Below are 24839 nucleotides of genomic sequence, written 5' to 3' on the forward strand. Positions count from 1 at the left end.
ACCAGATCATGGTGCTCATTATATTCATGGTGCACTTCAAAGCCATCCGGGAATTTTTCCCGGATGCTTCTTCCATAGGCATCATACTCCCACTCTTTCCGGCTGCCCAGGCGGCTGATTTCTCCCACCTTTAAGTTGTCATCCGAATACTGATAGGTCTGAAACGAACCATCCTCATAAATTACCCGTTCCTTCAGGAACCGGTTGTTGTATTCATAGATCTCCGTCTTGCCCGTTTCGCTGTAATAAATGGTATTCCTGTGATGAATATCATCATAAGTAAAGGTCTGGTACACACCGCTTGAAAAATTCTGACGGGTGATCCGGCCCTTCACATCATACTCATTCTCCAGATAACAACTTCCGTTCTGATCCGTAACGGAAGAAATATGTCCGTTTTCATCATATTCGTAGTGGGTAATCCCCTCGTCCGTATGCACCACATCCACCAGAAGATCGCCCTCATAGCGATACTGGGTCCTGCGTCCGATCTCATCCGTAATCTGCAGAATACGCCCACCCCGGCACTCTACCTGAAGTACATTGCCCAAGGGCGTAACGATCCGTTCCAGCCCCTCTTCTCCATAGGCAAAGCTTAAGCGCTGCTGATTTGGATATTCCACAGACTGAAGCAGTCCTCTGGCATCATAAACACTCAGGGTATGGTCCACCACATCCGTAAGCACATACCGCTCCTGTCCGGTTATCTCTGCCTCCTGTACTTCCATCAGGAATCTGGATGCTCCCTTGCTCTGGTTCACCCAACGGCCATCCTGCTCCTCGTAGCACACAGAATGACCCGTGATGGTCTCCAGATGAACCCGGGTATGCTCCACATCCCTTGTATCCCGATATATCCTGCTGGCATATGGGAATTTCCATCCCAGCCCCAGTACAGAGACCGTATTATTGGTAGAATAATAGGACCGTTCCAGTTTCAGGGCAAAGGGCACGCTGGCCAGCAGGAAATCCGTAGCCTGAATGACATAGATTCCCGTGACTGCGTCCACAGGATCGCTGATAAAAGCGTCCAGTCCATTAAAGAAAAGATTCTGGATAAGGCTGCTCTTCAGATCAAAGTCCTGTTCACTCAGAGCAGAACCCACCCCATCTATGCCGGTGTCAATAAAACCGCCCAGAAATGTCTTAATGAGATGGTTTCCGAAGGAACATCCTTCAATACCTAATTTACTCAATAGTCCGTCACGGATGCCACTGCCGGTACTGCCCTGTGCAAATCCTATCCCGATATTCCATAGTGTCCTGGCAGGATTGATCTCTCCTGTCCGTGCCAGATCATCAAAAATACCATCCAGGACATTTCCCCCTATCTGCATGACTGCCTTCAGACATTTTGCTTCCTTAGCAAGATGTATGAATTTTTTTGCTGTCATCAATTTATTAAATGCACTACCTATTGCACAGCCGGATACAACACCGAAGGCAATCTCCGTACCCGCTCTCACCAGTTCATACAGGAGCTCGTTTCCACCGAATACGTCATCCCGCATGAAATTGTGTCCCTGACTTAAATCACCGCTTTGGGCCTTTTTGTAATTGTCTATTCCTTCTCCCACATCTGCTACAGCATATGCAGCCGTAGCTGCTCCCAACACCACGGTTGCAATAATAACTGCCGCAGCACCGCCGGTGGCTGCGGTCAGTGCTACCGCTACCGCCACAGTTGCAACTGTGGCAGCCACTTTTACGATCCCTTTCAGAATACTGGTTCTGCCTTCCTCGAATTTCTCCACCAGTTCATTGCTGACATCTTCATTGATATTTTTTCTGTTGGTCTCATCATTTGCTGTTACAGATGATCTGAGTTCTTCCAGAGACGGATTTGCAGCAGGCGACCGGTCCGATGCATCCATCTTTACAAAGGCTGCTATAATCCGTGCCTCATCCGTTAAGTTGATCTGAGAACCGTTCCCTCCGACCTGAACCGTCAGTTCCTCCGCCTCCAGCACCATTTGTCTGGAAGCCTGTCCGTCTTCCTCTGCAGGATCGCCCACAATCAGGTTCTTTTCCGCATGAAGACAAATCTTCTTCCCTGTGATAAGGGCATTTCCATCCGTATCCAAATAGACACAGGTCTGCTTTTCCTGATCGGCAGATACGATAGCCTTAGATGGAGTCATCAAAAGTTCCGCACCATTTACATTGGAAAAAGATTTGTTGTCCGGTATCTGTGCATAACCGGATGCGGAGGAACCGCCGGATGTCCGGATGGCATGAACTGCAATAGCATCTTTCTCATCATCCCCGGGGAAGTAAATATGTACCTGACTTCCCACCTCCGGCATACAGTAGATAAAGCTGCTCTCGATCGCATAAGTAAAGTATTTTACATTAGGGGAATTATCATATTCCGGATCAATATGGAAATGCACCCTGACACAATTTCCCGAACGCTCTTTTACCGTAGCGGGGATGCTCATACCGAAAATATGAGGATTCTTTTCAGGGGCACATAACACACCCTTTCTCCGGCTCAGTTCATAAGTCCGTACAAGTTCTCCTTCTACCGTCTGATACTGTATCCTTGTGACAATGGCACTGATCCCCCGGAAGCGTACCTTCTGTGCCAGACAGAAATCCTGCCTGGCAGTCACTTTCCATTTAAGGGTTTCCTGCGGAAGGATTTTCTGTTCTCTGCCCAGACGATAATACTGGTCCATATCCTTGATCTCTGTAAACTCTTCATCGCTCAGGACATATTCTTCCCCCAGATCCGGAATTCCAAAATAGGCCCGTCCATGCGCCGCACGGCAGTCCGGTACCATAAAGGTATGAAAATGACTGGCAAGACGCACGAGGAAATTCCAGTCGCTCTCCTCATACTGAAGCAGGAAATCAGGAATCACAGCTCCTTTGGTAGCACAGTCCAGAATTTCCGCATCCTTCTGATTCTTAAGGACCTTGTCCATAACCTGCCTGTATGTTGTGTCTAAGTTCAGAAAGCTCTGGCTTACCGGTGCAAGCCCCCATTCCATGGTATAAGAAGCTGCTTCCAGCTGCAAAAGGTGCAGGCTGCGATCCTGCTCCATTTTAGCGTCTGTAATCTTTCCGGCATATAAAAGCCCATCAGCCTCCGCCTTATATACCTCTATATCATCCCCATCCCCAATACCATGAATGAGAGCTTCTATCTTTTCTTCTTCCACCAGAAGTAACAGCCTTAATGTGACATGGTCATTAAATGACGCATTCATTTCAAATGCTTCTACTCCAACCGCACCTTCAAAGGGAAGTCGAATGAAAAGACCCTGATAAGCAAGCTCCATACCTTTTTCCTCCTATTCCGGCTGTCCCGAAAGCAAGATCGTTACACATCCTCCGTAACTGCACATGATACTGCATCTGCGCAACAGCAACGGTTCCCCATTAATAAATACCTTTTCATGCCCTTCCAGCCATTCTCCGTCCGCGGGGAACTGGGCCTTGCACTCACCAACAAAATCTGAACTCATTTCTTCCAGCTTTTCTTCTTCGGTCTTTTCTTTCTTTTTCATCCCTAATAGTTTTTTTGCAAGACCGATCCCTGCTTTTATGATTGTTACACGCTCATTCCATTTCTTTGTGAAATAGCCCACCACATCGTCCCGCCAGTCTTTTTTGGATTCTATGATGGCGTTGGTTTTTTCAATCTCCGCCTGAACATCAGGGTTCTCCCTGCTGTGGCATCCACCGAAGTTAATGATATTTGTATTCAGAATCATATCTTTTACCGTCATCTGCGGTATCTGGTGCGTCAGTACCCCATGGGTAGCATCCAGTGCCAGATAGCTTTCACGCATACCAAAAGGGCACTCGATCCGGGCACAATGTACCACATAAGCGGTGTCATTTACACGGCTGTCACGAAGTTCCTGTTTTTTGGCCTCCACCGCTTCCGCTGCCGCCTGCGCCCCCGCTGCCGCAGCTTCATAGTTCTCATTTGCCGCTGTCTCAGCCACTTGTGCATCGCTTAATTCCTGTAACGTTGCCTCCCACTCTTCCACACTGATTTCACTGTTCATATACTTTTTCTCTGCCAGACATACCGCTTCATCGGCGGCAGCAACTCTTTCCCCAGCCGCCGTAACAGCATCCCGCGCTGTGAAGAAATTCTCATAGGCAGTATTCTGTGCATCCTCCAGTTCTCCCAGACTTGGCTGTATCTCACTCATTTACTGCACCTCCACTTCTTCAAAGTGTATTCCCATCGGCCTGCGCCGCAGCAGGCTCTCTGCCAGAGGCAGACTGACAATCGGATCCTTTCTCTGGTTCCCTTTCAGCAGGAACAGGTTATGCTGTCCAATTTTCCCGCTGTCTAAAACCAGACGCTTTACCGTCCCGTTGGGATAATATTCCGTCTGACTTCCCACCGCATCCAGCTGATCCATTAACGTATGTACATACCGGTACTGCCGGGAACTCTCCTTGTGGATTAGAACTACCTCCTGGAAGAACAATCCCGGTTCATACGCATCCAGAATATTCCGGAATCTTCTGGAGAACATGGTTACCGGATGCTGTAGAAAATCCCATCTGGCCTCGTTGCCATCCCCTGCCAGATACAATGCCACAACACTGTCCAACTGGCTGCTGTCCTCTTTAGAAAACACATGACGGCTCCCATTGATATCAAAATCACGATACTGAATAGATCCCGGCAGATTTTTGTCCTGCGTAATAAAGAAATACCTCATGATTCTTCCTCCCTGTCCAGACGGATTACCTGAAGCTGCTCTGCACTGATTTCCAGAAACGGAACACTTTCTGCGGGGAACACAGCGGCAGTAAGTTCAGCTCCGGCAAAAGATGTCTGTTCAAACGTGCACTCCCGAAAATCTGCCCCCCACAGATTACACCCTTCAAAGCTGCATCCCGTCAGTCTGGTTCCGGGGAAACGGCTTCCTTCCAGATTGCAGTTCTGAAATACAATGTTTTGTACGGTGCTTTCCTCAAACGTAATAAAGCGCATATCCATGTCCCGGATCGTTCTGTCTGCATAGGTGCCTTTATACCAATAACTGAACACCATCTTTTCCGGCTCTCTGGCTGCCTTTGACAGTTCGGTCTTCCAGACGCCGGGATCCTTTTCCACCCGGTCCGTCTGAACCAGTATTTCGGTCTGATCACGATATTCCCCCCACCTCAGGACCCAATAGGGAGAACGGGTAACAGGCTCAAAGATTCCCTTTTTCTCCCAGTCCCGCAGACGATAGCGAAGCACCTGACAGATCATATTGTCCATAATGGTCAGTTCATCAAACAGCAGATTCTGAATGTCATATTCATTGACAGAGACACCATATCCCTGATTGGCACAAACTAACTCATTCCAAAGTTCATCCAAAGGTGTAAGCAATTCCTTTACATCCACATACACCTCAACCGGTTCCTTATCCATATACCAGCTCATATCGAGACCGTGAAGCTGAACCCGATAGTTTCTGTTGATCGTATCTGACTTCAACAGAGAAAAATACAAAAAACATACATACTCCTTTCCCTGTTTTTCCATCTGCTCTCCCAGAAGCTTCATGGCTTTTTCTACCACAGCCTCCCAATCCTCGGCATGTTCCAGAACAGAATCCCCCATATGGCTGCGGAATGCTGCTATTTTTCTCGATACCGCTTCTCTGTAATTCTGCAAAGCCGTTTCTCTGTCCATCTGTCTCTCCTTCAAAACATGTTAATCCACGATTACTTCTGTTCCCTGCATAATAACGTTGCCTTTGCTGGATACAATCTGTCCGCCGCTCAGACTATGCATAATAAATTGTTCCGATACATGAAGCGTCACCTGCTCCTCCGCATGAATCGCAATCTCTTCCTGTGCCATTGCCTTCACCATAGACTGAGATTGTATTTTGACCTTTCCATCCGTCTGAATTGTCACTGCGGATGCTGCTTTTCCACAGGAAAGCTTTATATACCCCGGGGCCAGTGCAAGCTCCTGCCCGGATTTGGTGCGCAGATACCGGTTGTCCGGATCGCTCATCCGATCTTCTCCACTCTGCGGTGCATCGTAATTACTTACAGCACTCAGTGCAATTGCCTCAGATTCTGCCTTGGAAGGAAAATATATCCGCACATCATCTCCCACCTCCGGCATGCAATACCATCCGCTGCCATCTGAGGATGCAGACAGGGTGGAATAGGGGAACCAGTACAATGCACGTTTCCTGCTGTTTCCATCAATTGCCATTGCTACCTGCACTTTTGTACCTGATACGTTCACCACATTGCCATTCAGCGCTACCCCGATCAAATGCATGGGATAGATCACAGGCCTTGTAAGCCCCTTTGCACTTTGTAATTTATAAGTTCCCTGCATCTCCTGATCTTCAAAGGAATATCTGCATGCATAAACCACAAAAGGATTTCCCTGTATCCGGACCGGATCAAAGATTCCCATAAGCTGTTCTGAAACGACCGTATAGCGGGTAAAATCCGATGCATGCACCTCTCTGCCGTTTGCCTTCAGCTCATAATATCCGTCCATATCCTTTTCCATATCCAGAATATGACAGGGAAATGCTGACTCCATAAGCTCCGGAACTCCCGCATATAATTTTAAGCCGGGCTGTCGGCAGTCCGGAGTGATCATAATACCTTCCCTGGAAAGCACTCTCTGCAGGAATTCCCAATCCGTCTCCTCATACTGAACGATCAGACTTCCAACCGCCTTTCCCGCAGCAGCATAGATCAGATCAGCATCCTTATAATTTGCCAGTATTTCCTGTGCTAACTCCTGAAAAGTCATCTTAGCGTTCTGGAAAGAACGGGAATGTTTCTCCCGATCCATAAGCCAGCTGCGGCTCTTTCCTTCTATTCGTACAGTCTTCACCTGACCGCTTTCCGTTATCTGAATATCCGTCAGGATGCCGGAGAACAGGATCTTCCTGCCTTCTCCTTCGCGCAGAAGTACTTCAAGATCCTGACAATCTGAGATTTCAAATACAAACTCTTCTTCTGTCACACGGGCAAGGATCACCAGCGTACTATGCTCTCCTGCCCGGGATTCTATTTCACACTCCAACACCTCTGCCAGATCCAGCCCGTTTACTTCTATATCATGCAAACTGTACATAATATCCCTCCGCTAATTGTTGATAATCATAGCAGCATCGATTTTCACTGTTTCGTCTGTTACGGTAATATTTCCCCCCGCATCATTGATAAACTGTATCCGGGATCCCGCTGTCACACTCATCATTCCATCCGTGCTGAAACACACTGCCTCCGCCGCGCTGATTTCAATGTCATCATCGGTAACAATTTCGGCGTTTCCATCATTTGTCAGAGTGACAGTTCCTTTATTTCCGCCAACGGCCAGTTGTATTCCGCCTTCTATAAACCGGACAGCCTTTCCATCCGGCATGGTAATATCCTTCAGATCAGGCCTGCTCATCGGACTGTCAGATGCAGGCGACGAATCTCCCTGAATATTTGCAATCGCATAGCTTTCCTTCTCATCTGCGGTGGGGAAGAAAATCCTTACCTGATCCCCCGGTCTGGGCATGCAATACCATCCACTTCCATCCGGAGATGCTGCCACTGTAGAAAAGGGGAAAAAATACTTTTTCCTGTAATTTGCCAAAGCATCCGTCTCTAATTGTGCCTGAAGCCGATTCCTGCTGGCGGCCGTAACCACCCCGTTTATGGATACTCCACCGAGGAACGGATTGTAATATTTCAGTTTCCTCAGTCCCTCTGCAAAATACAGATAATATCTGCTGACAAAAAGTCCCTGCCGGAAAAATCTTTCGATTTTTCCGATATACAGTTCTTTCCCTTTGAAAAGCACTTTTTCTCCCAATGGAAGAATGTCATATGTCTCTATCTGATAGCAGATCTGCCCTTTCAGTCCTTTTTTTGTCTCTCTGGGCGCAGCATTACGATGCAGAACATAGGGAAGCAGATCCCAGTCTGCATCCTCCTCTGTATCCATCAATCCTACTCTCAGATAAATCCCCGGTTCATTGCCTGCAATATACGCACTGGCACCATACGCGGAAAGAACACGGTTCAGAAATTCCCAATCCGTTTCCTGATACTGCACCATAATCTGCCCTAATGCCTTATCTTCTATGGAGAACAGAATCTGACTTTGCGAATAAGGCTCCAATATCTTTTGAATTAACTGGTGGGAGGTCATGGCTACGTCCTGAAAAGATCGGTTCCTTACTGTAAGATCCATCTGATAGCTTTCCGTCAGTGCCTCCAGATGCAGCACACACCTTCCTCCCTGAGCCTTTACTTCCATACAGGTCACCGTGCCGTAAAACAACGGTTTTATGGTCTCTCCGAGCATTACAAATAATCCGATATGACCATCTTCCTCGTACAGAAGATAATCCTTCAGTTCCTCCTGCGTCTCTGCATCTGCGGAAAGAAATCCGTGCTTCCCGGGATTTTCACTGATGCAGCATGTCAAAACCGACAGACGCGTACTTCCCAGTATCAGAAAAAGACTCCCATAGGTAATCGCATCCATACGCTGCTCCCTCCCTTCTAACGGTTCATTTCCTCAATCACATGCACCATTGCCTCCAGCAACAGTCCCATGCCTTTTTGCTCTTCCTCCGGGCAATTCAGGTTTCCCGCATATATCCTGCCGCCTTTTTTCAACCGAAAGACGATGTTAAAAAGACGTCCTCTGGATGTAGGCGCCGTATAGCAGAAATATTCCATATTTCCTACCACCGCCTTTTTCCCGGGCTTAATATATATGTGCATATCCTTCATGGCTTCTTTGGTCTGCTCGATCCATTTATTCAGAGGCATCTTCACTTTTGTGCAAGGTGCATCAGATACATTAAAAACAACCTTGCGTGCATTGCTTGCCAAAAGAATCATTCCGGCTTCATTTTGCTCCACATCATAGAAATTTTTAATAAAAGGAACCGTCAACCGTCCTTCCAACAGGTCCTTCGGTTCAAACTCCAGCAACAATGTATAGAGATACTGTCGTCCGCTTCGTATCCCCTCTATCATCTCCTCCAGCGTATAAGTAATCCGCTCCCTGGGATCATACTGTTTCCGCAGGCGTTCTCTTTCCTCCTGTTCTTCCCGTTCCCGCTGCTCTCTGATAAACCGTGCTATGGACAAATCCATTTCGTTTTCCATGCCTGCCGCCTCCTTTTCCCTCACACCGTTAAAGCATGAGCAATGTTCCCTCTTTCTTTCGGGTCTGTCCGGGAATCTCTTCCCTTCCGCCCGCTTCACCCAGAATTCTCTTCAATGCGCCATACATCTGCATATTTGTGTATTCCTTATTCTGCCCCAGCCTTGCATGAAGATAGGCACGGACCGCCTCATAAGGCATGGCTTCCTTCCTTTGCAGACATTGGAGACAGAATGCACAATCCCACGGATCTGTCACAGCATACTTTAATAATTCTCTTGCAAAACTCTTTAAAATCTGCGGCCAGATGCCGGGATGATCCAGTGCGGCATAAGGCACGTAAATACGATTCACCGTATCAAATTCGGTCTCGTAATCATAAAAGTCCACATAGTCTGAGCGAAGTCTTGCTCCCGCCTGAAGTTTAAACCGTGCCAGCTCCAGTTCCTGTTCTGCATCCGGCTCCTGTTCATCCACAATGATTTGTGACAAATACTCTTCACCGCCGCTGCCGATGGTCTTATCCCAGAAATGTACCTTTACATATGCCATTTTTCCTTCTGCTTTACACGTAACAGGATATGGTCTCTCCAGAAAATAGGGCACACCTTTGTAACACAATATTCCCGGCAGAAGAATCATCCCTGTCTCCGTTCCCGTAATGTCACATCCATACAGAATTCCATCGCTGTAATTCTGATACTGCAATCCAAACAGGCTTCTGGGAAAATCCCTGAGATTTTCCAACATCTCTTTTTTTAAAAGTCTTTTGGGTTCAAACACAGGATAAATATTCTGAAACATTTTCTCTCCCTTCAGCAGATCGCGATCTCCCCGATCCGCATCGTCTCCTCTACTCCGATTATCCCGAAATGATATTCATAAAAGATTTCCACCCGATACCGGATGTCCAGAAACGTATCGATCAGGAATCGGATCCTCTGCTCCAGGTTCCGCTCTCTCTTCCATCCGGTATAGATCAGAATCTCATCCGGATAGGCGTTGTTGTGATAGACGATGCTATCCGCCACCAGACCATGAACCATATCCAGAAAAACCGGCAGGACACTGCCTGTCCGGAAGCTGTTCAGCCATCCGCCCAGCAATATCTCCTGCTCTTTGCTGCTCATTGACCGGAATACGTTTCCTGCTATTTCTCCGAAGTTTCCGTCCAGAATCTCTTTTGCAAGAAGTCTCTTGTGGTAATCTTCCCTTGTCATGCCCATCCTGATATCATTCTGTGCCAGCATATGCAGGCATAAATTTGTCAGACTTTCCCGCAGTGAGGGGAACTCTGCCTCATCCGGTGGAAACATTTCACAGAATATGTCATAAAAGCGATAATAGGTATTCACCTCTATGTTGATGTCTTCCGGCTGCTCCTCTTCTCCCAGCCAGGTCTGGTTGAGACAGGGCAGGGACAGTTCCATATACCCGCTGCCCTGTGGCGCATGGACAAACCGAAGTCTCTCTTCCGGAATCTGTTCCTTTTTCGCTTCCAATAGTACTTCCCAGAGGTACCTCATACCAATATTCCCCCACAGTCATATTCCGGATAGATCCGCTGTACCTCAGATACCAGAAAACTCAGAATATCTCTCTGCAGCCACCTCTCCTGTTTTCCCGGTTGGAAATAGAGAACCAGTTTCTTCTGCGTTGATCTGAGCCGGATCTCATCCGGAATAAAGCAGTTCACCGCGTATGTCTCCCTATTGCCCGGAAAGTCGTCCTCTACCTGACAGTCCTGATAACGTACATAATCCTCCAGCCCGAATCCCTTTATGAAATGCGCCAGCTCTGTTTTGGTCCTGATCTGCTGGTTCCACTTTCTCTGGTATTTCTCTGCAAAGTTTTCTTCCCGGCCGTTTCCCATGATGGGAAAGGTATAGCGGTCTATCTTCTGCTCCTGGGAAGAACGGATCTGATAGATCCCCCATTTTTTTGCTTCACCGGTTTTGCATACGATTCTTAATCTTTCCCCTTCCTGACTGACACTCTGCACATTCCTGTCATCCTCCACCAGATATGCATGATTTATTCCATGCTTCTTCAGGGAAACGCTGTGTTCATAATTCTGATGGTCTCCGCAGGGTATGGGGAAACCGATGCTGTCCAGCTCAAGTCTCTGAATATTCCATACCGGAATGACATCTTCTTGAATCATACTGCTGTATTCTCCAAACTGGATGGTTACCCGCCTGATTTTCTCTTTGCCGGTAATTCCTTCCGGGAGCCCGGTCACGATCATGTCCGCCATCTTATACAGATAGGGTGCATTGGCGGTCTGCCAGGGTATGCCGTTTCTGGTAAACAACAGATACAGGTATTCTATTTTTTTCAGATACTCCCGATTTTCCCGCAGACGGATCTCCACCTTCCATTCCTTCTCCGGTTCTTCGGTCTCGATGACGCCTTCAAACACAGGCTGCAATGCCAGCAGTTTCTGCTGTTCCAGAAAATCGCAGCGTAACATGACTTTCATCAGCCGGAACGCTCCCTCTTCTTCCACCGCCCGCAGAATTTCCTTCATATCATACAGTTTTTCTGCCAGATCACTTTCATCCATTGGTGACAGCAGATGGTGGGAGGCATCGAAAAATTCCCTCTCCACAATGCCTGTCTTTACATAATAGCGGTTTTTGTCATAGTCCAATTCTTCTTTGATGCGGCGCTCCAATCCCTCGTACATCTCCCGATTCGTGTCATACAGGGATAAAAAGACTCCTTCCATCAGATTCTTGAAGATCACCCTTTCTTCCAGACTGCTTATGGATTGTATCTCCTTCTGGATTATCTCTTTCATTACGTCCATGCCGTCTTCCTGACCTGACCACCCCATAATGCACACCTACTTCCTTCCGTCAAAGAAATTCAGTTCCCAGGTATCGTCTTCAAAATCGAAGAAGGTTTCTGCACCTTTATATAGTTCCTCTTGATCTCTCAGGATGGGCAGCACCACAAATCCCCAACGTTCCTTGGAAACCCATACAAAGAACTTCATCTCTCCCTCTAAAATGATATCTGTTTCTTCCTGAATCACCGTACCCGCATAATCCTCGTCGATCTCCTTCTGGGTAGTCTTCTCAAATTTAGAAGTGTCATAGGCAAAATGGTATGTCCTGAGCCATTCCCCCTGTTCATCATTAAGATACAGATCCAATTGATTTCCGATGTGGAAACGGGAAATGTATCCGATCACATTCTGCGTATCCTGACTCTTAATCAGGGTTTTCTCTTCCTTTTCATGGGTATACGCCATAATCTCATAGGGCAGGCTGCCTACTCTATAGTTCTCGTTTACCTTCATGTATCCCAGCTTGCAGTTCATAAAGTAAGCAAGTGCTCCCTCCAGACAGCACATTTTCAGTTCCGTCCCTGCATCGTCCCGCCGGACACCCTGTATCCGCTTTCCCGGAACATACTGTTTGAGCGCTTCCAGAAACAGTCTCGATTTGCAGGACTGCCCCGTCAGCTTGATCATCTCATATTCCGCAAGCTGTCCTTTTTCAAATTTCTGATCGAGAAAACGCTCCATCAGTCCATATATTTCCGGTCTCAATAGTTCCTCTATTTCATGTAAATACAGACAGATTTCCAAAGGTCCGGAAATCGTTTCCAGCTGCTCTGCAGCGGATCCGCCATCTCCTTTTCCACAGAAGGAAAGCTTCCATTTATCTAAGAAGAGATCCTCTCCCTTATTCGTGGATATTTTCAGCCTGTAACAGAATCCAGCTTGAAAAAACAGCTTTTTCACCTGTTCTGCCAGTTCAAAAAGGTAGTAGTAATTATTCTTGACGTAGAAATACTGCTCCCTGCTCCTGCCCTCATACTCCTTAAACCGGGTAGGCAGCCACTTTTCTGCCTGAAGGTATCGTCTCTCCAGTTCCTCGTAAGCGGATTTGCCTTCCTCTGCGCCCCCTATGAATAAGGCTTCTTTCGTCTGAAATCCCAGTTCTTCCGTCAGACGCAGCTTTAAAAGCTGAAGAATACGGTAGGTCAGGTTATTTCCGCCCAGATTTGTGTCGCCGTTTTCATAGCGTGTTTCCAGATCAATGATATAGGACACCCTGTTATTCTCAATCCGGAACCGCCCGGAAGTTAAATCTGTGGTTCCGCCGCCACAGTCAATCACAAGGGCGTGATACCATCTGCGTTCCTCATATGCCTTTGCCCGGATCATGCTGTGAATGCTGTGGAACAATACGGCCATTCCCTCGTCCAGCTCGCAGTTCACGGTATATTCCGGAAGCAGTTCCTTGAACACCCGCCGGAACTTCTCTTTCTGCCGGATCGGTGCCAATAGCTGAATATTGGTAAAGCTGCACTTAAACTGCTGACGCGCCATTTCCAGAAGATGATCCAGATAGGCACGGAGCATCTCTTTTCTCGGAAACTGGTATTTATATCCACTCTTTAATATGACGCTCTCCACCCGGTCTGCATCGCTGATCCACCGCTTGATATCATAAAATACAGCTGCATCCTCATCCCGATAGTTCTGCCTGTTCATCTCCTGTGCATCATAGCCAAACAAAAATTCCGTTTCTCCGCCCGCTTTTTCCTGCACACCGATCACACTGGGAATAATCGTTTTTCCCTTCGCCGTCGCGATCCGCATACTTCCATCCGACAGACAGATTCCCATGGTGGTATTGGAGCTTCCAAAGTCGATCACCAGCGGCAGATCGGCCTGGGGAATCTGTCTTTCCTGAACATCCAGAAGCGGAATGCGAACAGCCTCCGTATGTCCGGGCGTGAAGACATGATTTCCGTAATAACAGTCATACAGAAATTCCGAGATTGCTTCATTCGGGAAATACAGAATGGAATACTGATGCTTCTCCAACGGACATACCGGCATCCCTTTTCCCTTAAACAGATACGCCACATCCTCTATTTCCTCTATGTAGAAACAGGTATATATTTTAAATGCCTCATCCACCAGCAGGAGATTTCCGGCGAAAAGCTTTTCCTCAGATTTGATCCGGTAGCCGTCCAGTTCATTCATTTCCGTATCATGGAAAATCGTAATGGTACCGGGTATATCCACTTCCGGAGTCTCCAGAAAACGGATGACCTGATGCTTCAAAAACTCCTGTATGCGTTCCATTCCGCCTTCACAGAATTCTCTGATATGTCGGTATTCCTTCTGTCCCCTGAACCGCATAATCAAACGGATCAGCCCATCCTTGTCGTCATTTTTGGCAGAAGAAACCACCAGACGCTCTTTTCTGCATATTTCACGCAGGTGAAATGTCGTCATCTTTTCCAGTTCACTCTGTCTGTAGGTATGTTTCTCCGTCACTCCCTGACTGGGATTCAGGGTATAAGTATACCGGCTCATGCTTTCTCCCATCTGTTTCCCCTTCCACACATCCTTATTCTGATTTCTGCTTCTCCGCCTCTGCCGCCTGCGCTTCCTTTGCTGCAATTCCGGCCTGGGCAGCTTCCATCTTTTTATCAATTCCGTCGGCCAGCTCCGTCAGACCCAGCTGCTTATAGGAGGCCTGGGCCACACGATAAAAGGTAATGGCACTTTCATAACTGCCTTGGGCCAACAGTTCATTTCCCTGATTCTCCATATTTATGGCGTTCTGCTGGTCATTTGTCTTCTGATCCTGATCCAGTGCCCGGCTGACCGCCTCTGCTTCGATCTGTTCCTGCAGGCGTTTCTCCGCCGCTAACTGTTCCTTTTCCAGCGTTTCTTCCGCTGCCATCTGTAACTCCAGTGCTTCCTTCTTTCCATCCATGAAGTAAAGCGCTGCAGCCTTTTCCTTTGCTTCCTGATAGAGTGCAATGGCGCCTGTCAGATTGTCATACTCCTCTTTTCTCTCTCCCTGAGCAATCAGATCAAACACTTCTATGTACCCTTCCGTCCGGTTAAGCTGTCCCTCAATATAGGAAAGTCCCACATTTCCGTTTTCCACCGCCATCTGTCTGGCTGCAAGATACAGTTCCTGTGCTTTCTGATATTCCGCTGCGCTCAATGCTTCATCCGCTAAGATCACCTGCTCTGCCAGTTTCGTATAGGAATCGGCCTCCCGATATTCCTGCTCCTTATGCAGGCTGTCGGCCAGCTTTTTCGCTGCCTCATATTCTTCCGCCACTTTCTGGAAGTTACTGCAGGCAAGGTACTCCTCACCGCTTTCCATATACTGCAACAGGGACTGCGTTTTGTTCTGAATACTGCGGTACCGCAGAAACAGGGTCACGCCGACGGTAATCACCACCAACAGAACAGGCAGGACGATCATCAGAACCTTTTTGACGGAAACCGGTTTTTTCGGAGACTGATACACCTTGTTTACAGCAGTCACAGCCATGGAGTAATTGTCGATACTTCTACTGTTCTGCTCCATCAGGATACAGTCTTCCACCTGATCCAGAATATCCTTTGTCTCTTTGGCGTCATTGACGATCCGCAGGAGTTCCTGCTCTCCACACTGTTCCCATACGCCTCTGGTAAGCTGTATCAGGAGATCTCCTGCTTCCAGCTTCTTTTTCCGGGAAATCTGTATCTCCGGCTTTCCTCTTTCCCCCAGAAAGGAATAAAGATTGTTGCGCTCTTCATGCCTTGCGGCCTCATCCAGCAGGATCCGTTCCTGTTCCAGCAGATTCTGCGTCAGCGACTGGTCCTTCGTCTGTTCCAGAATCCGGGCGTTCCGGATCAGGTACAGACGGCTGTTGCCCACATGACAATAGCGAAGCGTCCGGTAGTCGGTCACTGCCACCACCACAGCAACCTTTAAATGCATTCCCGCTCTTTGCTTCAGGAGCTCTGTATGTGCTCTGAGCAGATATCGCCGGAGAGTGCCCTTTCCCATCGTGGGTGCTTCCGTAAAGTCACGGATAATACTGTCTACTACCAATCTTGCACTGTTAACGGCCGGTTCGTCATCCAGACTGTCCGCCAATACATAGCAGGCAAAATCATCCATCTCCACATAACCGAAATAGTCTCGGTTAGAGAGCTTCTGTCCCTCTTCTGATATATGAAGCGTCTGAAAATCAGAATTGATTCGTCTCATTTAAGCCTCCAACCTTTGTATCAGTATGACACTTCCATTGTCCCTCTGGGGATTTCCCTTCTGCTCTGCTGCACGGATCAGGCAGTCTGCGGATTTCTGGGAATCATCCGTGTCGATCAGGATATCCTCTATTTCTCTCCAGGAAAGTTCCTCAAAGATCCCTTTGCTCATCAATAACACTTTATCTTCCGGCTTTAGCAGCACAGGCTTTTCACATACCTCTATCTCATGGAAGCCATCCTGTCCCAGATAACTCCAGACCTTTTTCTCCTCCATGCTCCAAAGCGTATCCTGTCTGGATATTTTACCGTCTTCATAGGCCTGCGCCGCCAGAACATCCAGCGTCTGCCCCTTGCTCAGCGGAATCATCTCCCCGCCCCGCATGACTGCGACACGGATATCTCCTGCCACCGCATAATACAGGTGGCTGCGATTTATAAACACTGCGCCGGTGCTGGCACCGCCTCTGCGCTCTCCTATCGTTCTCTGGATACGCTGGCTTGCCTCCAGAAACGATGTCCTGAAAAAATATATCGGATCGTTTAGCTCGCAATATGGCTCATAACGATCCAGAATCGCATCCGCTGCCACCTGTGCACACACTTTACCCGTATTGGCACTGCCGATTCCATCCGCTATGACCGCCATCAGCCCGGCACTGCTGTCCCATATCTGGGCAACGTCCGCCTGTACCTGCCGGCTGCCGGTAGTCTGCGCAATACCGATCCCCGGCCGCTTATCAGTTCCGCAGGATCCATCTCCCCATTTCAAAATGCAGCGGCAGAAGATCAAAATGATGTATACAAGCCCCAGACCTGACAACGCCTGCATACCCATCGTCATTTCAGATCCCCCCACGAGAAATTATTTCCGCACAGAGGAACAAACAGAAAACGGCTCTGCCCCAGATTGATGATATCGTAGGGATTCAGTTCTAGCGGTACATATACAGGCTTATCGTTCAAGTACGCAATACCGGAAGAATCTCCCGGAAGTATCATGGTATTTAGGTTCTTAGGATCATATACAATGATAGCGTGATTTCTGCGGTTGATCTCATTATCCCCCAGAATCTGGATATCCATTTCATCCCCCCGGCCTACAAAATTCTTACCTTCATGAATCTTGTAATCCATACCTACCTTTGCACCCTCAATGCAGATGATCCAGCCGCACACAGGACGCACCGTCTCCTCCAGTATTTCCACGGGAGGCTCAAATCCCAGCGGTTTTTCCGCAAATGCCTCGTCCTGCGTTTTCATATTGCAGTACGGGCAGATCTTCCCATAACGTCTGGGGTTATAAATGTGTCCATTCGGACATTTCGCCAAACCCATTTTCTCCCATCTCCTATCCTTTTTATCTCTACTTCACATTACGTCAGAAGCAGCTTCGTATTCGCAATGTAAAGAACATCTCCTGCCACAACCTTACAGGGGCGGTGGATCACCCTGTAGCATTCCCCGTCTTCCACCTTTCCTACTTTTACACCGTTCTGAGACCCAAGATCCTCCACATACCATTGATCCAGACAGAAATTCAGCACAGCATGCTGAAAGTCAATAAAGCTGCTGTACTCACAGTCTGACAGATCAATATCCAGCTCCTGATCCCGCCCGGCTTTTCCGATGATCAGGGAAATCTTTCCCTGCAAGTCCCATGATTTAATGGGCTTTCCTTCCTCATCCAGCAGAATCAGCCTTTGTATCCCCTGTATTCTTTCCGCCTCTGGCATGATCTCTTCCGTATTCTTGCTGCCGCTGAGCCGGAAAAGATCATATATCGCCGCTGCCATTCCGATAACAATGACAAAATAAACCGCAGGTGCAAAGCGCCATGTCCCTATTTCCTTAAAGACAAGGAAAACAGCACCTGCTCCGCATAAAATAATCAGAACATCCAGCGTCTGTTTAACTCTTTTTCCTTTTGCTTCCCGCCGCATTTCTTTTTTCTGCCTCCTGCATGCTTCCTCTTCCGAAAAAGGCTGCAAACATTTCCTCGGGTTTGATAGGCCCCTCCGGCTTTGAGATTCTATGGTCCTGATAAGTTTCCATCCCCCTGCCGGGTTGAAATCCGAAAAACCGTTCGAACTGTCCCATATCCGGACTCTTCTCTCCAAAAGAGGTTCTGCCGTTTTTCACTTTCTCCCCTGCGTTCACAGTGTTTCGGGGGCTTTTCAGACACTCTGCATCATATTTCTTACGGCGTTCTTCATTTTCCAGACATGCATAGGCTTCCTGAATTTCATACATGCGCTCTTGCTTTGCCTTATCATCCTTTACCACATCCGGATGATATTTCTTAGCCAGACTGCGATATGCCTTCTTTATTTGTTCCGTTGATGCCTGTCTGTCTACGCCCAATATTTTATAGTAATCTTTCATGTACTGCCGCCTGTCAGTAGATTTATCAATGGGGACCACCCGCAAGCAGGCAGCCCCCTTTTATGTCTTTCCGCCAAAGCTGCATGCGGAATTTTCCTGTTTAATTAATGCTGTACCCACCTTCTACGGATACCTGCGCCATCTTATCCTTCTTCTGCTTCATGATCAGCTTAAAAGTGCCGATGCCTTCCACATCGCCGTAATCTTCCTTGTAATCCACAACAAAAGCGTTGGGATAGGAATACTTACGGACCACCTGTGAAGCAGCAATCACTTCCACAGTGACCTTACGGTAGCAGTCAGAGTTTTCTGCAGGAACCAGTGCCCATAAGCCCAGCTGTCTGGTTGCGTCAAACGGATCTCCGTCCACGGCGGTCAGAATCTTTCCCGTAACAGTGATCGTGCTGCCCAGATCTGTGGATCTGGCGTTGCTGTCCTGCGGAATGTCAGTGCTGACCTTTACTCCGGTAATGCTTGTGGTTCCCAGTTCAATCGTGGTGTTTCCCTCCACCTTTAATGTAAATCCCATAATTGGTCTCCTTTCATCTGCTATGCGCTATCTATGTATTATTTTACCGGCCTGCCGATTACTCCTCACCGAAGCCGCCCTCAAATTTAAGATTGCTCATCTTATCCTTCTTCTGCTTGATCAGAAGGCGGAAAGTGCCTGCTCCGTTCTCATCCGTAAAATCCTCTTCGTATCCCACCACGAACGCATTGGGAATGGTGATCTGACGCACAATCTGAGATGCACTCACCACATTGATCTGCACCTTACGGTAACAGTCGGATTTCTCAGCAGGAACCAAAGACCACTTTGCAAGCTTGCTGGTGTCATCCGCTGTTTCTCCGTCTACGGCTGCCAGAATCTTCCCCGTGATCAATACCGTTGACCCCAGATCCGTAGATCTTGCATTGGAATCATGAGGGATATCCGCTCCAAACTCAATGCCGGTGATGCTGGTCTCTTGTAACTTGATAGACTCGCTTCCTTCGATACTCAATCGTACTCCCATTTTTGTTTCCTCCTATTTTTTATCTGTACGGCATGTACAAGATTATTCATTTCCAGCTTTTCTCGTAAGCTGTACTTTCAGATTTTTAGTGGTATTCGCAAAGGTCACTAATACATCGCAGACACCGTTTTTCTCGTCAATACTGAAATCCAGTTCATCCCCGTCCTGAAGAATAGAATTAACATACTGACGGTCTGCATCCCATCTGCTCTTCTGGCTGTTGGGATTATTGCTGAAAAATGTCAGAATCTTATCCTGCTTAAAATCGCCACTGTAGAATCGCAGCATACGCTCAATATATGTAACGACCAGCGTCTTATAGATGGGTTCAAACTCATTGCCGTTACTTAACAGGTTGCGTGCCTTGTAAACCGTTATGTTCTTGACATTCCGGCCCTTGTATTGCGCATTGTCAGAAGAGAATACAAAGCCGAAGCCGGTGCGGTTGATGGCATTCTTGATGGTATTGGTAAAGCCGGAGATCTCTTTGGTCATGCTGGTGGTCGCCAGAAGCGCATTGTCATTGGCTTCCACATCAAACCGCACACCGGGATATTCCATGCTTGTATTTCTGAAACGCTGCTTCAGATACTCCGGACACTGCCATGCTGCCACAATGCCTGCCGCTTCATAGGCCGCACCCACATAGACTCCTTCCAGCCACATCTTCATCACATCATCCTTCTCCGCAGAGAGAGAAACATTTCCATCCTCATCCATGACCATCCGCTTATCGAGAACCAATCCGGACTTGTCCTTGGGAATGATGGTTGCGTTGGGAATGCACGGCACGGCAAACTCACTGTAGGCCTTCTTCATTAGAGGCGCACACTTTTCCTTATAGATGTTGACACCTTCTGTAGCAATATAACTGAAGGTGGACTCTTCGCCGGAACAAAAGCTGAAGAAGGTTGTAATGCGGTAGGGCTGCAACGCATTCATCAGCGTTGCCACGTTCTCCATGGTATTATTACCGCTCTTCTCCTCCCGCTTGTTGCCTGCAAAACGAACTCTCTGAAGTCTGCCTCCTTCTGTCTGATTCAACTCCACATCAGGTACGATTCCAAACCAGATTGTATTGTCAAATTCATTCTTGTCGTTAGTGGTATTCAGGTATGTGATCAGGCGGGGCAGATTGCTGGCCTTTACCATCATCTCAAGGGGCAGGTTCGTAATCAGAAGCTTCGGCTGCATCCCCCTTTCCTTGACCTGATACTGGTCAAAAAAGGTCTTCACTCCCAATATTTTTTCCATCAGGGGCTTGACAACTTTTATAAAATCATCCTTACTTTTTTTGTAAAACTCCAGATAGCTGTTATAATTGCGTACTTCCAACTCCCTGTCGATGCTGCTCTCCATTGTGGAGTTTAACGGGCAGAATGTCCGCACCACCAGATCCCTCACATAGTCGGACGGATTATCATTTAATGCATCATAATCCTCCCGGAAGGTCTCCATAAGACTTGTGTTAACCTGATCATCCACCACCGCAAGCTGGGTACTCTCCTCCTGCTTCATCTCCAGAATCTTTAGTTCTCCATCATCTCCCATACTCAGAAGTCCGGCCTTGAATTCAGACTGTCCCTGCCCTGCTTCACTGTCTCCAAGCAGCAACCGGGTCTTAATGTCTTCTATCGCCAACGGCAGCATGGCCAGAACATTGTTGTAGTTCTGACTTGCCTGTTCAAACTGATAGTTCAGTTTATCACCCAGATCCAGACGTTTGGGATCTTCCTCATCCAGTTCTACATATTTACTGTAGGTATACTGGATTTCCCTGCGGACCTGCCGGATGTCATCCATGATTTTCTTAGGGGAGATCATCTCCAGAATATTGCTGAACTGGAAATCTGCATTGGCTACGCCCTGCGCATCTCTTGCGCTCATCAGTGTCGTCAACATATTTAAAAGATCATTGGATTCATTCAGCGGTATTTCCGTGATACAGTTCTGGGGAATATTTTCCGGCTTTGTCAGACTGTACTGAATGGTTCCTGTGGCTGCGTCGCACCAGGAATATACCACCGGAGTAAACTTTTCCAGAAATTCCTCAAAGCTTGAGACCAACAGCTCTTCGTTGATCTCTTTGATCTTGTCGTCATCCAGACTGCTCTTTCCCCGCACATCCCCTACTAAAGTCAGCAGATTGAGTCGTTCCGGATTGATTTCGGCAAACAGTATTGTTCTGTTTGTCTGTGTGATTGTCTCCATGGCTATCACATCCTCCTTTTACTTTGATTTATTGAAAAGTTGTGAGCAATTTTTGTCCACAACTGATGTCTACAATTGCTTCTCGGTACAATAAATGCCGTAATATTATAAATATCATTCAAATACTGCAACATAGTGGATCTCCAGATCATATCTCCCATCGGATGAAGTAATGTAGATGATATCTCCAAAACTAATACTGTACTGTATCTGCATACATGCAATTGCATTTCCCACCATGACACCGGATTTTGATCTGTGGTATAAGATTATGTTGCGGTTTTCATCAGCAATCAGAAAAATATCTTCCAACTGGAGTGCTTTTGCCTGTTCCGGATAAGTACCAAAAAGCGCTCCCAATGATACCCTGCCGTCCTTCACCTTATTCATGGAAAAAGAAAGTGGTGGAATCTCCTCCTCATCTTCCGGCTGCAATACAAAATAGGCATCCAATTTCCCACAGAAATGGTATTGCTTTTTCTCTTCCGTCAGGCGCTCCAATTCAGGCCTGGGTTTATGTAAAATCTTCCACAAAACAAATATGCCGACTATAAGAATAAGTGCAACCACCCACCAATATGCCTGCCATATCGGAATTACCTTTATCCGATAGGCATACTGTATCGCATCTTCACCGTCACTGACCTGCAATGTGACAATATGTGTCCCTGCACTCCTTGGAGTAATCGTCAGGAGATTCCCCTCCAGGCCAACTTCAACACCTTCCTGCACACCTGTAACAGAATAGGTCAATATATCCCCGTTAGGATCTGTGAAAAATTCATCCAGATTAAGAATTCTTTCACCGTCTAAAACCGTACAATCTTCTTCCGGTATGCTCCCGTTTGGAATCTCATTTATCACTTTGACCTGAGCTGAAAATGAATAGTTTCCAAAATCATCCGAAAGTGTTCCTCTCAACATATAAATACCGGAATGAGGAAATTGCAGACTCCCCTTCAGGACACCCTCTGACACATTCACATATTCCTGTACCATGTCCGCATCATCGTCGGCAAGTTTCCAAAGAAAGCTGTTATAAAACTCTGTGTTCTTTATAATGTTTTCATTGCGGTCTTTAAAGTAAACCCAATATTCCAGATGCTGATTTCTTTCGGCATCCGTTGTCATCTCCAATACCGGTGTAAGCCCCCGGTAGCTGATAACATATACCTGAAGATCCTGTCCTTCCTCTGTTTTCGAGTGAATAATCAGTTCTTTTCCTGTCTGATTCTCTCCGACATTTTCAATCTTTCCTACGGCATAATGGGACAGCCCTGTCAGCAGGATTTCCTCCCCGCCATATTGAACGGTTGCTTCTCCTATAGGTTTTGAGGAAATCAATACTATGTTAATTTCATCCAGATAGAGTGCATCCAGCACACACCTGATTTCCTGACTTCCTCCCGCATAAGTTCCACTGGAAAATTTTTGTATTTGGTATATAAGATTGTCCTGAAAAATTCCATACAATATTTCTATCAGGTCTTCCGGCCCTTGTGCAGAATAGCTTTCTGCTTCTGTCTGCATTGCTATTTCTTCTAAGACCGTTTTGCTACCGTCATATTGACCAAAAGCCACTGTATAGATCTGTATGCCTTCTTCCTGACACTGACAGACGCACTGTTCCAGTTCCTGATTGGACTGTTCCTCCGTACGTTCCTTACCCTGCGGCAGATCTGTTTCTCCATCCGAGATCAACACCATGATTTTTCTGGTGTTTTTCTCCGCAGACAGCAGCTCACAGGCGTAGGAGACTCCTAATCCAATATCCGTATCCCGGGAATAAGTTATTGCTCCTATTTCTTCCTTCAAGGCTTCTCTTTCTTCAGCCAATGCTATGGATTTCGGTGCAGAATAAGATAAAATGCTGTCATTGTAAGCCACATATCCAATACGGATATCTTCAGCCTGTACTGTATCCACAAATGCCTGTACCATACTCAGGCCCATTCGTGATACATCATTGGTTTTCATGGACCCGCTGCAATCAATAACAAAAATAATATCAACAGGTTCCTTTTCGGAGACTATCTCTTCTGCATGCACCTTTTCTGGAAAGAGCAGACACAGGACAATACAGCAGAGCAATATCCCTATTCTTTTCATCTCCGTCCTCCCCTTCTCTTACCTTACTTATTACTTCTGTTTTTTAGGCTTCTTAGGCTGAAAAAGACCAAATTCTGATACAGTGTAATCTGCCCTTTTCGCTGCATCCAAGGCTGCCTTAGCAGGCAAAACATTTATGAACAGCATAAGCAGTAAACAGACAGGTAAACATCTCTTTTTATATCCTTTAATGCTTTTCATCTCTTGCCTCTATTTTTCTTTCCAGATACCATGCTATATATCCCACTCCACTCCACACAATTGCGCTCCATACTGTATAGGCGGCAGGAGGGCTGACAAGCAGTAGCAGTCCCCCTGTGATCCACTCCAGACACACAACTATTCTGGCTCGTTTCCTTATACACTTTCTCTCCTGACCTTCCAGCGGTCTGTTTTTACTGTCCAAAGGTGCAAACAGAAAAATTAATAATAATGAGCCCAATGCAAGTGCTGATACGATGGCAAGTTGAAATACACTTGTCTCTTTTGCCCAAAACATTGTCAAAATCAAGGATGCAAAAGAAAGTAAATAACAGATAAACAAGTTAGGAGCATGATATCCGCCTGCATCTGATCTTAGGGGAACAAGCATACACAGAAACAATACACAGTATCCCGGCATTCCCATACAAACTCCTATCATCAGACTCAGAAGAATATTTCCTCCTAATATCAGCATACTTTTCAGGGCGTACTGATATACTTCCTCTTCTTCCTCACGGATATTACCGTTCTCAACCAATGCCCTGGTTATCTTTTCAAAAAATCGTTCCATTGCTTACTTATTTTTTGAAAAGTTTTTCAGATTTTCGGGTACCTCAGGCTGATAGTACACAAAATAGCATCCTCTTGTTGCTACTCCGGCCAACACTCCCGTCAACAAAATTGCTGATGCATTACATGCGTACTTCTTGAAAAATTCTTTGAATTTCTTCATATGTGTTTCCTCCTTATTTTTTGCAGATTATAA

Annotated in this window: 23 protein-coding genes; all 23 read right to left on the reverse strand. The window is 46.9% G+C overall.

What is annotated here, in order from left to right; genetic code table 11:
• A partial coding sequence (locus tag ACLTOH_RS08150) for a DUF6531 domain-containing protein (protein WP_412223903.1) occupies window positions 1–3287 on the reverse strand: 3287 nt, incomplete at its 3' end.
• A gap of 12 nt (window positions 3288–3299) precedes the next feature.
• Window positions 3300–4172: a DUF4280 domain-containing protein gene (locus ACLTOH_RS08155; RefSeq protein ID WP_117466260.1), complete on the reverse strand. Its 873-nt coding sequence runs from the start codon at window positions 4170–4172 to the stop codon at window positions 3300–3302.
• Window positions 4173–4694, reverse strand: coding sequence for an imm11 family protein (locus ACLTOH_RS08160; protein WP_117466261.1), 522 nt, complete (start codon window positions 4692–4694; stop codon window positions 4173–4175).
• Window positions 4691–5662 (reverse strand): pentapeptide repeat-containing protein, encoded by a 972-nt coding sequence (locus tag ACLTOH_RS08165; RefSeq protein ID WP_118504505.1) that lies wholly within the window; start codon window positions 5660–5662, stop codon window positions 4691–4693. The genes ACLTOH_RS08160 and ACLTOH_RS08165 overlap by 4 nt, the downstream gene beginning before the upstream one ends.
• 21 nt (window positions 5663–5683) lie before the next feature.
• Window positions 5684–7084 (reverse strand): phage late control D family protein, encoded by a 1401-nt coding sequence (locus ACLTOH_RS08170; RefSeq protein WP_118547337.1) that lies wholly within the window; start codon window positions 7082–7084, stop codon window positions 5684–5686.
• A gap of 12 nt (window positions 7085–7096) precedes the next feature.
• Window positions 7097–8491: a contractile injection system protein, VgrG/Pvc8 family gene (locus ACLTOH_RS08175; protein WP_118669017.1), complete on the reverse strand. Its 1395-nt coding sequence runs from the start codon at window positions 8489–8491 to the stop codon at window positions 7097–7099.
• A gap of 17 nt (window positions 8492–8508) precedes the next feature.
• Window positions 8509–9123: a hypothetical protein gene (locus tag ACLTOH_RS08180; RefSeq protein ID WP_118547339.1), complete on the reverse strand. Its 615-nt coding sequence runs from the start codon at window positions 9121–9123 to the stop codon at window positions 8509–8511.
• A gap of 28 nt (window positions 9124–9151) precedes the next feature.
• Entirely contained in the window at window positions 9152–9925 is a 774-nt protein-coding gene (locus tag ACLTOH_RS08185) for a hypothetical protein (RefSeq protein ID WP_337763175.1), read from the reverse strand.
• An 11-nt stretch (window positions 9926–9936) separates the two neighbouring features.
• Entirely contained in the window at window positions 9937–10647 is a 711-nt protein-coding gene (locus ACLTOH_RS08190) for a hypothetical protein (RefSeq protein ID WP_117466267.1), read from the reverse strand.
• A complete protein-coding gene (locus ACLTOH_RS08195; protein ID WP_118539230.1) occupies window positions 10644–11960 on the reverse strand; it encodes a hypothetical protein in 1317 nt (438 codons plus the stop codon). Before ACLTOH_RS08195 ends, ACLTOH_RS08190 begins: the two co-directional genes overlap by 4 nt.
• Before the next feature lie 9 nt (window positions 11961–11969).
• Window positions 11970–14477 (reverse strand): hypothetical protein, encoded by a 2508-nt coding sequence (locus tag ACLTOH_RS08200; protein ID WP_227733763.1) that lies wholly within the window; start codon window positions 14475–14477, stop codon window positions 11970–11972.
• 22 nt (window positions 14478–14499) lie between these two features.
• Window positions 14500–16149, reverse strand: coding sequence for a PP2C family protein-serine/threonine phosphatase (locus ACLTOH_RS08205; protein ID WP_118693456.1), 1650 nt, complete (start codon window positions 16147–16149; stop codon window positions 14500–14502).
• Complete coding sequence (locus ACLTOH_RS08210; RefSeq protein ID WP_227733761.1) at window positions 16150–16992, reverse strand: PP2C family protein-serine/threonine phosphatase; 843 nt, start codon at window positions 16990–16992, stop codon at window positions 16150–16152. It lies immediately after the preceding gene.
• Window positions 16989–17486, reverse strand: coding sequence for an FHA domain-containing protein (locus tag ACLTOH_RS08215; RefSeq protein WP_117466270.1), 498 nt, complete (start codon window positions 17484–17486; stop codon window positions 16989–16991). Before ACLTOH_RS08215 ends, ACLTOH_RS08210 begins: the two co-directional genes overlap by 4 nt.
• A gap of 38 nt (window positions 17487–17524) precedes the next feature.
• On the reverse strand, window positions 17525–18091 hold the full coding sequence (locus ACLTOH_RS08220) for an FHA domain-containing protein (protein ID WP_117466271.1): 567 nt from the start codon (window positions 18089–18091) through the stop codon (window positions 17525–17527).
• Window positions 18060–18533, reverse strand: coding sequence for a J domain-containing protein (locus ACLTOH_RS08225; RefSeq protein ID WP_118547342.1), 474 nt, complete (start codon window positions 18531–18533; stop codon window positions 18060–18062). The genes ACLTOH_RS08220 and ACLTOH_RS08225 overlap by 32 nt, the downstream gene beginning before the upstream one ends.
• A gap of 100 nt (window positions 18534–18633) precedes the next feature.
• The gene (locus ACLTOH_RS08230) at window positions 18634–19062 is read right to left on the reverse strand and encodes a membrane-associated protease 1 (protein WP_117466273.1); all 429 of its coding nucleotides are present in this window, start codon (window positions 19060–19062) and stop codon (window positions 18634–18636) included.
• Window positions 19063–19120: 58 nt separating this feature from the next.
• Window positions 19121–19549 carry a membrane-associated protease 1 gene (locus tag ACLTOH_RS08235; RefSeq protein WP_117466274.1) on the reverse strand — a complete coding sequence of 143 codons (429 nt, stop codon included), beginning with the start codon at window positions 19547–19549 and terminating at the stop codon, window positions 19121–19123.
• 42 nt (window positions 19550–19591) lie between these two features.
• Window positions 19592–21760, reverse strand: a complete 2169-nt coding sequence (locus tag ACLTOH_RS08240) for a transcriptional regulator (RefSeq protein ID WP_117466275.1) — start codon at window positions 21758–21760, stop codon at window positions 19592–19594.
• Between the two features lie 114 nt (window positions 21761–21874).
• The gene (locus tag ACLTOH_RS08245; RefSeq protein ID WP_118539234.1) at window positions 21875–23869 is read right to left on the reverse strand and encodes a vWA domain-containing protein; all 1995 of its coding nucleotides are present in this window, start codon (window positions 23867–23869) and stop codon (window positions 21875–21877) included.
• A gap of 30 nt (window positions 23870–23899) precedes the next feature.
• Window positions 23900–24070: a hypothetical protein gene (locus ACLTOH_RS08250; RefSeq protein WP_181968706.1), complete on the reverse strand. Its 171-nt coding sequence runs from the start codon at window positions 24068–24070 to the stop codon at window positions 23900–23902.
• Window positions 24057–24644 (reverse strand): accessory gene regulator B family protein, encoded by a 588-nt coding sequence (locus ACLTOH_RS08255; protein WP_117466277.1) that lies wholly within the window; start codon window positions 24642–24644, stop codon window positions 24057–24059. The genes ACLTOH_RS08250 and ACLTOH_RS08255 overlap by 14 nt, the downstream gene beginning before the upstream one ends.
• 3 nt (window positions 24645–24647) lie before the next feature.
• Window positions 24648–24806, reverse strand: a complete 159-nt coding sequence (locus tag ACLTOH_RS08260; RefSeq protein ID WP_117466278.1) for a cyclic lactone autoinducer peptide — start codon at window positions 24804–24806, stop codon at window positions 24648–24650.
• Window positions 24807–24839 lie beyond the last annotated feature (33 nt).

This window comes from Waltera sp. (genome assembly GCF_046969025.1).
Taxonomy (GTDB): domain Bacteria; phylum Bacillota; class Clostridia; order Lachnospirales; family Lachnospiraceae; genus Acetatifactor; species Acetatifactor acetigignens.

What these genes read in the sequence shown, in the direction of transcription:
- ACLTOH_RS08250 (WP_181968706.1), bottom strand. Translation starts at nt 24,070, where the DNA reads ATGAAAAGCATTAAAGGATATAAAAAGAGATGTTTACCTGTCTGTTTA.
- ACLTOH_RS08195 (WP_118539230.1), bottom strand. Translation starts at nt 11,960, where the DNA reads ATGGGGTGGTCAGGTCAGGAAGACGGCATGGACGTAATGAAAGAGATA.
- ACLTOH_RS08185 (WP_337763175.1), bottom strand. Translation starts at nt 9,925, where the DNA reads ATGTTTCAGAATATTTATCCTGTGTTTGAACCCAAAAGACTTTTAAAA.
- ACLTOH_RS08180 (WP_118547339.1), bottom strand. Translation starts at nt 9,123, where the DNA reads ATGGAAAACGAAATGGATTTGTCCATAGCACGGTTTATCAGAGAGCAG.
- ACLTOH_RS08190 (WP_117466267.1), bottom strand. Translation starts at nt 10,647, where the DNA reads ATGAGGTACCTCTGGGAAGTACTATTGGAAGCGAAAAAGGAACAGATT.
- ACLTOH_RS08260 (WP_117466278.1), bottom strand. Translation starts at nt 24,806, where the DNA reads ATGAAGAAATTCAAAGAATTTTTCAAGAAGTACGCATGTAATGCATCA.
- ACLTOH_RS08175 (WP_118669017.1), bottom strand. Translation starts at nt 8,491, where the DNA reads ATGGATGCGATTACCTATGGGAGTCTTTTTCTGATACTGGGAAGTACG.
- ACLTOH_RS08215 (WP_117466270.1), bottom strand. Translation starts at nt 17,486, where the DNA reads ATGGGTTTGGCGAAATGTCCGAATGGACACATTTATAACCCCAGACGT.
- ACLTOH_RS08255 (WP_117466277.1), bottom strand. Translation starts at nt 24,644, where the DNA reads ATGGAACGATTTTTTGAAAAGATAACCAGGGCATTGGTTGAGAACGGT.
- ACLTOH_RS08230 (WP_117466273.1), bottom strand. Translation starts at nt 19,062, where the DNA reads ATGGGATTTACATTAAAGGTGGAGGGAAACACCACGATTGAACTGGGA.
- ACLTOH_RS08160 (WP_117466261.1), bottom strand. Translation starts at nt 4,694, where the DNA reads ATGAGGTATTTCTTTATTACGCAGGACAAAAATCTGCCGGGATCTATT.
- ACLTOH_RS08210 (WP_227733761.1), bottom strand. Translation starts at nt 16,992, where the DNA reads ATGACGATGGGTATGCAGGCGTTGTCAGGTCTGGGGCTTGTATACATC.
- ACLTOH_RS08170 (WP_118547337.1), bottom strand. Translation starts at nt 7,084, where the DNA reads ATGTACAGTTTGCATGATATAGAAGTAAACGGGCTGGATCTGGCAGAG.
- ACLTOH_RS08200 (WP_227733763.1), bottom strand. Translation starts at nt 14,477, where the DNA reads ATGGGAGAAAGCATGAGCCGGTATACTTATACCCTGAATCCCAGTCAG.
- ACLTOH_RS08245 (WP_118539234.1), bottom strand. Translation starts at nt 23,869, where the DNA reads ATGAAAAGAATAGGGATATTGCTCTGCTGTATTGTCCTGTGTCTGCTC.
- ACLTOH_RS08220 (WP_117466271.1), bottom strand. Translation starts at nt 18,091, where the DNA reads ATGCGGCGGGAAGCAAAAGGAAAAAGAGTTAAACAGACGCTGGATGTT.
- ACLTOH_RS08225 (WP_118547342.1), bottom strand. Translation starts at nt 18,533, where the DNA reads ATGAAAGATTACTATAAAATATTGGGCGTAGACAGACAGGCATCAACG.
- ACLTOH_RS08240 (WP_117466275.1), bottom strand. Translation starts at nt 21,760, where the DNA reads ATGGAGACAATCACACAGACAAACAGAACAATACTGTTTGCCGAAATC.
- ACLTOH_RS08205 (WP_118693456.1), bottom strand. Translation starts at nt 16,149, where the DNA reads ATGAGACGAATCAATTCTGATTTTCAGACGCTTCATATATCAGAAGAG.
- ACLTOH_RS08155 (WP_117466260.1), bottom strand. Translation starts at nt 4,172, where the DNA reads ATGAGTGAGATACAGCCAAGTCTGGGAGAACTGGAGGATGCACAGAAT.
- ACLTOH_RS08235 (WP_117466274.1), bottom strand. Translation starts at nt 19,549, where the DNA reads ATGGGAGTACGATTGAGTATCGAAGGAAGCGAGTCTATCAAGTTACAA.
- ACLTOH_RS08165 (WP_118504505.1), bottom strand. Translation starts at nt 5,662, where the DNA reads ATGGACAGAGAAACGGCTTTGCAGAATTACAGAGAAGCGGTATCGAGA.